The sequence below is a fragment of the Pseudoalteromonas sp. MQS005 genome, from assembly GCF_001661605.1.
Taxonomy (GTDB): Bacteria; Pseudomonadota; Gammaproteobacteria; order Enterobacterales; family Alteromonadaceae; genus Pseudoalteromonas; species Pseudoalteromonas tetraodonis.
Genome location: NZ_LYRQ01000090.1, coordinates 1 through 8,365 on the forward strand (window position 1 = coordinate 1; position 8,365 = coordinate 8,365).

At 41.1% G+C, this 8,365-nt stretch carries 5 protein-coding genes; 3 read left to right on the plus strand and 2 right to left on the minus strand.

Annotated elements, in window-relative coordinates; all coding sequences use genetic code 11:
- Positions 1-244 precede the first annotated feature (244 nt).
- On the plus strand, positions 245-1,486 hold the full coding sequence (locus A9479_RS18960; protein ID WP_064664277.1) for a malic enzyme-like NAD(P)-binding protein: 1,242 nt from the start codon (positions 245-247) through the stop codon (positions 1,484-1,486).
- Positions 1,487-1,555: 69 nt separating this feature from the next.
- Here the strand turns inward: A9479_RS18960 and metJ are convergent, their stop codons facing one another.
- Positions 1,556-1,876, minus strand: a complete 321-nt coding sequence (metJ, locus tag A9479_RS18965; RefSeq protein WP_008115021.1) for a met regulon transcriptional regulator MetJ — start codon at positions 1,874-1,876, stop codon at positions 1,556-1,558.
- A 198-nt stretch (positions 1,877-2,074) separates the two neighbouring features.
- Here metJ and metB point away from each other — a divergent pair, with 198 nt between their 5' ends.
- Positions 2,075-3,322 carry a cystathionine gamma-synthase gene (metB, locus tag A9479_RS18970; protein WP_064664278.1) on the plus strand — a complete coding sequence of 416 codons (1,248 nt, stop codon included), beginning with the start codon at positions 2,075-2,077 and terminating at the stop codon, positions 3,320-3,322.
- A gap of 49 nt (positions 3,323-3,371) precedes the next feature.
- A complete protein-coding gene (gene metL, locus A9479_RS18975) occupies positions 3,372-5,717 on the plus strand; it encodes a bifunctional aspartate kinase/homoserine dehydrogenase II (protein WP_064664280.1) in 2,346 nt (781 codons plus the stop codon).
- Between the two features lie 48 nt (positions 5,718-5,765).
- Here the strand turns inward: metL and A9479_RS18980 are convergent, their stop codons facing one another.
- Entirely contained in the window at positions 5,766-8,240 is a 2,475-nt protein-coding gene (locus A9479_RS18980) for a penicillin-binding protein 1A (RefSeq protein WP_064664279.1), read from the minus strand.
- Between the last annotated feature and the right edge of the window lie 125 nt (positions 8,241-8,365).

An 8,365-nucleotide genomic window follows, 5' to 3' on the forward strand; every position in this document is an offset into this window, starting at 1 on the left:
AAAAAATACGCTTTATAAAAATAGAACAAGGGCAAAAAGTACCTGTGTTTTTCATTTTTATGACGAATTTATATTTTAAAAATGTCAGGATAATCTAGGGAAGTTGCTGATAAATCACTTAAAATTAACAGTTCTAGCATATAACAGGATAGACCTGATATTGCTTGGAATTTAAAAATAATAAAGGTATCGTAGATTAAAACTACCTCTCACTTTAACTTAAATTGCAGGATATAATCGCGTTATGTCAGATTTTCGTGAACAAGCACTACATTACCATGCCCATCCCGTTCCAGGTAAAATCAGTATTGAGCTGAGCAAACCCGCTGAGACGGTTAAAGACCTCGCGCTCGCATACAGCCCCGGTGTCGCAGAACCTGTTCGTGAAATTGCCGCTGATCCAGCAAATGCCTACAAATATACTGGTAAAGGAAATATGGTTGCGGTTATTACTAACGGCACCGCAATTTTAGGCTTAGGTAATTTAGGCCCTCTGGCCTCAAAACCAGTAATGGAAGGCAAAGCATTATTATTTAAACGTTTTGCAGGCCTAGATTCAATTGATATAGAAGTTAAGCATCGAACAACCGAAGACTTTATCAACACGGTTGCGAATATTGCAGACACGTTTGGTGGTATTAATTTAGAAGATATTAAAGCGCCAGAGTGTTTTGAAATAGAAAAAGCGCTAATAGAGCGTTGTAGCATTCCTGTTTTTCATGATGATCAGCATGGTACTGCGATTGTAACGGCTGCGGGTATGCTAAACGCGCTGGAAGTACAGGGCAAAGCAATTGAAGATGCGATTATTGTATGTTTAGGTGCCGGCGCTGCAGCTGTTGCCTGTATGGAGCTTTTAATTAAGTGTGGCGCGTTGCGTGAACATATTTATATGTTAGATCGCAAAGGGGTTATTCACACGCGTCGTGATGACTTAAATGAATATAAGCAATTATTTGCAAACAATACCGATAAGCGCACTTTACAAGATGTAATTGAAGATGCCGATGTATTTGTGGGTGTATCGGGCCCTAATTTATTAGCCCCTGAAGATTTAAAATTAATGGCTGACCGCCCAGTTGTATTTGCTTGTTCAAATCCCGATCCTGAAATCGATCCGCAACTAGCACACGCGGCACGTAACGATTTAATTATGGCTACAGGTCGTTCTGATTACCCTAACCAAGTTAATAACGTATTGTGTTTTCCGTTTATTTTCCGTGGTGCGTTAGATGTACGTGCCAGTGTAATAAATGATGAGATGAAAATTGCTGCCGTAGAAGCGATTCGCAGTATTGCTAAAGAGCCCGTACCGGCTGAAGTGCTGACTGCCGCAGGTATCGATAAATTAGAGTTTGGTGCTAAATATATTATACCAAAACCAATGGATCCACGTTTGTTACCACGTATAGCTAAAGCGGTTGCGCAGGCGGCGGTTGATTCAGGTGTGGCACAAATTGATATGCCAGAAAACTACATGGCGTAATTGTTAAGTGTAAATTAGCGCAAAAAAAAACCTCAGCATTTGCTGAGGTTTTTTTGTATAAAGACCCTTCTAGTCTTCATTTAAAATAGGCACTTCTAGTCCCATTTCTTGCATTATTTTCTTCACTTCTTCAGGTACTTTTTCTGCGTTATCTTTACGCAAATCATCATCATTAGGCAGCGGTTGCCCGGTAAACGCATGCAAAAACGCTTCGCATAAAAGCTCGCTATTTGTTGCATGACGTAAGTTGTTTATTTGACGACGAGTACGTTCATCAGTTAATACTTTTAATACATTTAGCGGGATCGAAACGGTGATCTTCTTTACTTGTTCGGATTTTTTCCCGTGTTCTGCGTATGGGTGAATATATTCACCATTCCATTTAGCCATAAGATGTATCGTTGCCTCAGATTATAAATTGCTCACACAGCATCAAAGCGTGTAAATATGCGTGAAATTCTATCGGTTTAAAAAAGATAGTCAAATACTAGTTATTTAGCTATCTAGACATTTAAATGTTTTGACATCTTAAATTGCATGCGCTACCTTTTAGACGTCTAAACATCCAAATTAGTAAAGGTAGCGAAAATGAGTGAAAAAAATAAGGCAACAATTGCTGTTCGTAGTGGAATAGAAGCCGACAAACAGCATGGTGCGGTTGTTCCACCGCTTTATTTATCAACAACTTACTCATTTGCTGACTTTGATACAAAGCGTCAATATGATTATGGCCGCAGTGGTAACCCTAATCGTGACATTTTGGCTGAGGCGCTCACGGAGCTTGAAGGTGGCGCTAAAGGCATTATTACCGCAACAGGCATGGCAGCCGTTCACCTAACAACACAATTACTTAATAGTGACGATACGTTAGTGATCCCTCATGACTGTTATGGGGGCAGCTATCGCTTATTTACTTCGCTAGAAAAGCGCGGCTTATTAAAACTAGAAGTGGTCGATTTTACCAAAAGCGACAGTTTGGCACGCATTCTTGCTATTAAACCTAAGCTGATTTGGATTGAAACACCTAGCAATCCTATTTTACGCTTAACAGATATTAAAGCGGTAACTGATACAGCTAAACAGTGTGGTGCACTGGTTGCCGCCGACAACACATTTTTATCGCCAGCATTACAAAACCCGATTAAGTTTGGCGCTGATATTGTGGTGCACTCAACCACAAAATATATCAATGGCCATTCAGACGTTGTTGGTGGCGCGGTTATCGCAGCGACTGCTGAGTTAGGTGAAGAGTTAGCGTGGTGGGCAAATAACATTGGCATCACCGGCGCGCCATTTGATAGCTATTTAACGCTCAGAGGCTTACGTACTTTAAACGTGCGTTTAAGGCAACACCAAGAAAATGCACTCGCCATTGCACAGTATTTAGAACGCTCCCAGTTTGTTGCCCAAGTTTACTACCCAGGTCTTGAATCACACCCTCAACATGCGCTAGCTAAGGCGCAGCAGCTTGGCTTTGGTGCTATGGTTAGCTTTGATATAAAAGGCGATATAAACGATGCTGCAGCGTTTTTAACGCGCTTAAATGAATTTAGCTTAGCGGAATCATTAGGTGGCGTAGAAAGTTTGATTTGTCACCCTGCGACTATGACCCACGCAGGCATGGACGCAACCGCGCGTGCAGAAGCCGGAGTAGGCGACACGCTTATTCGTATCTCGGTGGGTATTGAAGATGTAAATGATTTACTCGCTGACTTAGACAGGGTATTTAATTTGGTGCGCCCAGGGCAAGCCGATACCGGCCTATCGGCAAAAAGTGGTGCTAGTGAGTCATTTGGTTCAGCAAAGTTAAACGCGGCGCATCCGGCGTTATGGTAGTGCATACCAACCTTCAAAATACAAAACATAAATGCGAGTCGGTATTAATATGGTAAATCAGGTTCATAAATTTGGTGGTTCGAGTTTAAGCTCAGCGGATCGCTTTAAAAGTGTCGCAAATATTATTTTAACTCACGCTCATGCAGGGGATTGTGTGGTGGTATCGGCTGCCGGTAAAACCACCGATACCTTAGTTAAATTGTGGCAAAGCTATCAACAGCAAGACACTCAAGCTATTGCTGATATTGTATTGCTATTGAGTAATCATCAAATAGCCCTGATTGAGCAATTATTAATAGCTAACGCTAAGCACCATGCGCTTGATTTACTTGAAACTGAGCTCAGTACTATTACCAAGCAGGCTAAGCAAGGGACATTAGCTGAAGCTGCGTTATTAGCTCATGGTGAATTGTGGTCTGCAAGGTTATTAAGCGCTTACTTAGAGCAGCTTAATGTTAGCGCTTGCGCCCACGACGCTAGGCAGTTATTTACGTTAGATGGCGGGCAGCTGCAGCATGCTAATAATCAGCAGCAGTGCTTAAAAGCCATACAGACGAGTAAAATTAATGTAGTTACTGGGTTTATTGCGGCTAATTTACATGGTGAAACAGTGACCTTAGGGCGAAATGGCAGTGATTACAGTGCTACTTTATTAGCGCGGTATTGCAATGCTAAAAAAGTCTCTATTTGGACTGACACTCAAGGTGTTTTTAGTACTGATCCGCGTAAGGTTGCTAATGCGGTTAAGTATGCGCGAGTGTGCCGTGATCAAGCTAATTTATTAGCGAGGTTAGGTAATCCAGTATTACACGCTAAAACATTATCGCCATTAAAAGATACCGATATAGAATTAGTTGTTCTCAGTAGTTACGATCCTCAAGGCAGTCATACCGAAATAGTTAAACTAGGAATGAGTAAACAAAAACGCTTTTTAACCACAGTAAATAATGTGGATTTACTCATTGTTGATGATCTGAGTGAAGGCGAAGTAGCACATGTTAGCCAACTTATTCAGCATAGTTTGCATCACTTTGAACACGAAGGCGAAATCTACTTACTAGTCCCTGCGTCAGCGACACATCAGGTGGCTAATTATTTTGCTGGCCGCGCCAATATTAGTGAGTCAAACTTAAATGGGGTGGCGATTATTGCACCTGATCAAGAGGTAGCGCCGCTTGGTAAGCAAAGTGAAGCCTTATTACAAACACAATCTATCCAGCCTCGGTTTACCCATTACGGTGAGGGGTATACGTTACTATTAACCGATCAAGTACTTGAAAGTGATGTGCTGAGCTTGTTGCATGACAAGCTCATTAATAAAGCACAAGAAATAGCTTTAATTATTGCAGGACTTGGTAATGTAGGTGCTGAGTTTATGCGCCAATTACCTGCTCAACTAGCACGCTTATCAACTGATTTTAACGTCAAGTTAGTAGCGCTTTTACGCTCAGAGCAGATGCTGGTGAATGCTAATGGATTAGACTGTGAAAGCTGGCAACTTCAATGGGAAAACCATGCAAGCTCCTATAAACAAGCCGATTTATTGTCATACATAGATACTCTTGAGTATGAACATAAAATAGTGATCGACATTACCGCCAGTGAACATTTTAGTCAGCTTTATAGTAAGTTAGTTGAATTAAACTGCCATCTAATTAGTGCTAATAAATACGCGGGAACCGCATCGCTTTCGTGGTATCAAACACTACGTGAAAGCCTTGCTCAACGTGGCTTACATTGGCGTTATAATGCAAGTGTAGGGGCCGGACTACCGATTAATTTTGCCTTGGCTGATTTACAAAATAGTGGCGATAAAATAACGCGAATAGAAGGCGTGTTTTCAGGCACGCTGTCATGGTTATGCAGTATGTATGATGGCAGTAAAGCGTTTTCAGATTTAGTCCTTGAAGCACAAGCTTTGGGGTTCACAGAGCCGGATCCTCGAGAAGACTTATCTGGGCGAGATATGCAACGTAAGCTGCTTATTTTGGCACGTGAATTAGGTATTGAATTGGAACTTGATGACATTTCTTTATCCGCATTGATGCCCGATGAGTTAAGTGCAGGCAGCTGGAATGACTTTATTGATAATAAGGCTCGTTTAGATGCGTTTATTGAGCAGCATGCGCAAGCGGCTCAGCAACAAAATGCTGCACTGTGCTACACCGGGTTATTAGAGTTTGAAAACAACACGCTAAACGCTAAGGTAGGGATTGCCTATGTGCCAAAAAGCGAAGCGGTTGCGAATTTGACCCCTGGCGATAATATTTTTGTGATTAATACCCAGTGGTATAACCAAAACGCATTAGTGATACAAGGCCCCGGTGCGGGTAAAGAAGTGACTGCTGCTGGCGTTCACTCTGACTTATACTGGTTGGTACAAAATATTAGTTAGACCATCAAAAAGGCCGCTAATTTGCGGCCTTTTTACTGTTCGCTATATTTAAAATAGCTCTTCTTCAGTTTTAGTGTTTTCTTCAAATATATCATTTGGTTGTGATAACACATACTTGGTAGGAGCGGTGCCTTTTTCAAAGTATTCAAAACGGCTGGTGTAATCGTTTTTATGACTTAATAATCCGGTTTCTAAATCAATACGAATAGAAACTAAGCCTTCAGGTGGTTCGATGGGCGCAGCAGGTTTACCATCCAGTGCGGCGCGCATAAAATCAACCCATGCAGGCTGAGCTGTTTTTGCGCCTGACTCAGCACCTGATATTTGACCACTTCCTAAGTTGTTATTGTAGGTTGAGCGTCCCAGTGTATTACCTGGGTTATCAAAGCCAACCCAAACTGATGTCATCACATCGCGGTTAAAGCCACTAAACCAAGTATCTACAGAATCATTAGTCGTGCCTGTTTTACCAGAAAGGTCGCGACGTTTTAGCGCTTGTGCACGCCAGCCTGTTCCACTCCAACCAGTTTTATGTGACCAGCTACCACCGCCCCAAATAGCACTATTCATTGCGCTGGCAATTAAAAATGCATTTTGTTTAGAGATGATCTGCGGCGCGCAATTTGGTGCTACTTGCTCACCTAACATTAGCGAGCTAGGTGTTGTCGTTTCATCATCACAAATAATGGTGGGATTGGTTTTAAATAACGTATTACCCATTGCATCTTGGATTTGTGAAATAAAGTACGGCTCAATTAGGTGACCGCCATTAGCAAAAGCACTCATCCCACGAGCTAATTCAAGCGGCGTAATGGATGCACTGCCTAATGCCAGTGACTCACTACGATTTATATCTTTATCGTCAAAACCAAATTTTAATAAATGATCGGCTGTTCTTTGCAGTCCAACGCCCCTTAATAAGCGTACGGAAATTACATTCTTAGATTGGGCTAAAGCACGACGAATGCGAATTGGGCCATTATAAATAGCTGGGCTGTTTTTTGGTCGCCATGCAACGCCTTGGCTCTTATCCCATTGATTTATAGGAGCATCATTTAAAATTGACGCTAGTGTGTAGCCTTTTTCAAGCGCAGCTGAATATATAAACGGCTTAATATTTGAGCCTACTTGGCGTTTAGCTTGTACAGCTCGGTTATATTGGCTTTGTTCAAAACTATATCCACCAACAATGGCTTTTATGCGCCCGTCTTGTGGGTCTAAAGAAACAATGGCGCTCGCCGCTTCAGGTATTTGACTTAAAATATAGCTATTATCGTCATTTTTGCGCAGCCATATTTGCATGCCTGGCGTTAATATATCGCTTGCTGTTTCAGGCGCAAAGCTTTGGCGATAGCGTGTAATAAACTTACGTGCCCATTTTAGGTTATCCCAAGTAAGGGTTGTGCGCTCGCCGCTTTTAAGTATAACTTCAGCGCTTTTATCGCTCACGCTTAACACCGCAGCCGTTTTTAAAGGGCCAAATTCATTAACAGTTTTTAAAGTGTTTAATAATTTCGACTGCGTTAATGGCGGCTCTGTTTGCGAGTCCCACAATATGGCTTCAGGGCCTCTAAAACCATGGCGCATATCGTAGGCATGTAGGTTATAAACTAGAGCTGTTTGTGCTGCTTTTTGAACATCTGATTCAACAGAGGTGTACACTTTAAACCCTGAGTTATAGGCTTTATCTATACCGTAGCGTGACACCATTTCTGCTCGTACCATTTCTGAAATGTACGGCGCATATAAGTCAATTTCAGCTCCATGAAAATATGCGGTAATTGGTTGGTTAGTGGCTTCATTATACTGCGCTCTTGAAATATACTTCTCTTCAAGCATTCTTCCTAACACCACATTTCTTCTTGCTTTAGCACGTTCTGGATTACGAATAGGATTAAGTGCCGAAGGGGCTTTTGGTAAACCAGCAATCATTGCCATTTGCGCAAGAGTTAACTCTTTTAGTTCTTTACCATAATAAACTTGCGCCGCAGCACCAATACCAAAGGCACGATTTCCTAATTCTATTTTATTCAGGTAAAGCTCAAATATTTCATCTTTTGAGAGGAGATTTTCGATATGAATGGCAATAAATATTTCTTTTACTTTACGAATGTAGGCTTTTTCTCGTGTTAAAAAGAAGTTACGAGCTAATTGCATGGTAATAGTACTGGCACCTTGCTTTTTCTCACCAGTAGAAATAAGTACTAGCGCTGAGCGCACAATACCAATTGGATCAATACCGATATGATCGTAAAAGCGGTTATCTTCAGTTGCCAAAAAAGCCTGCAATAAAGGCTGGGGAATTTGGTCTATAGTTACAGGGATCCGTCTTTTTTCACCAAATTGGTTGATTAAAAGCCCATCTTTAGTAAATACTTGCATAGGCGTTTGTAATTGCACGTTTTTTAAAACTTGCACGCTGGGAATATCGGATTTAACGTAGTAATAAAGGCTGAGCAATGTAATTAGTGCAAGTAATGCACAAATGATCAAAAATTGTAAAGTTCTTTTTAATAAAATCACTGATATTTCCCTAAACGGACTCCCAATTACAGGTTGAGACTGCTAGTATATATTGATTAAAAATTGAATAATATTTTTTAAGATATAAATTATAACTTGTTTATTATTAAAACAAAGGCAAAGTT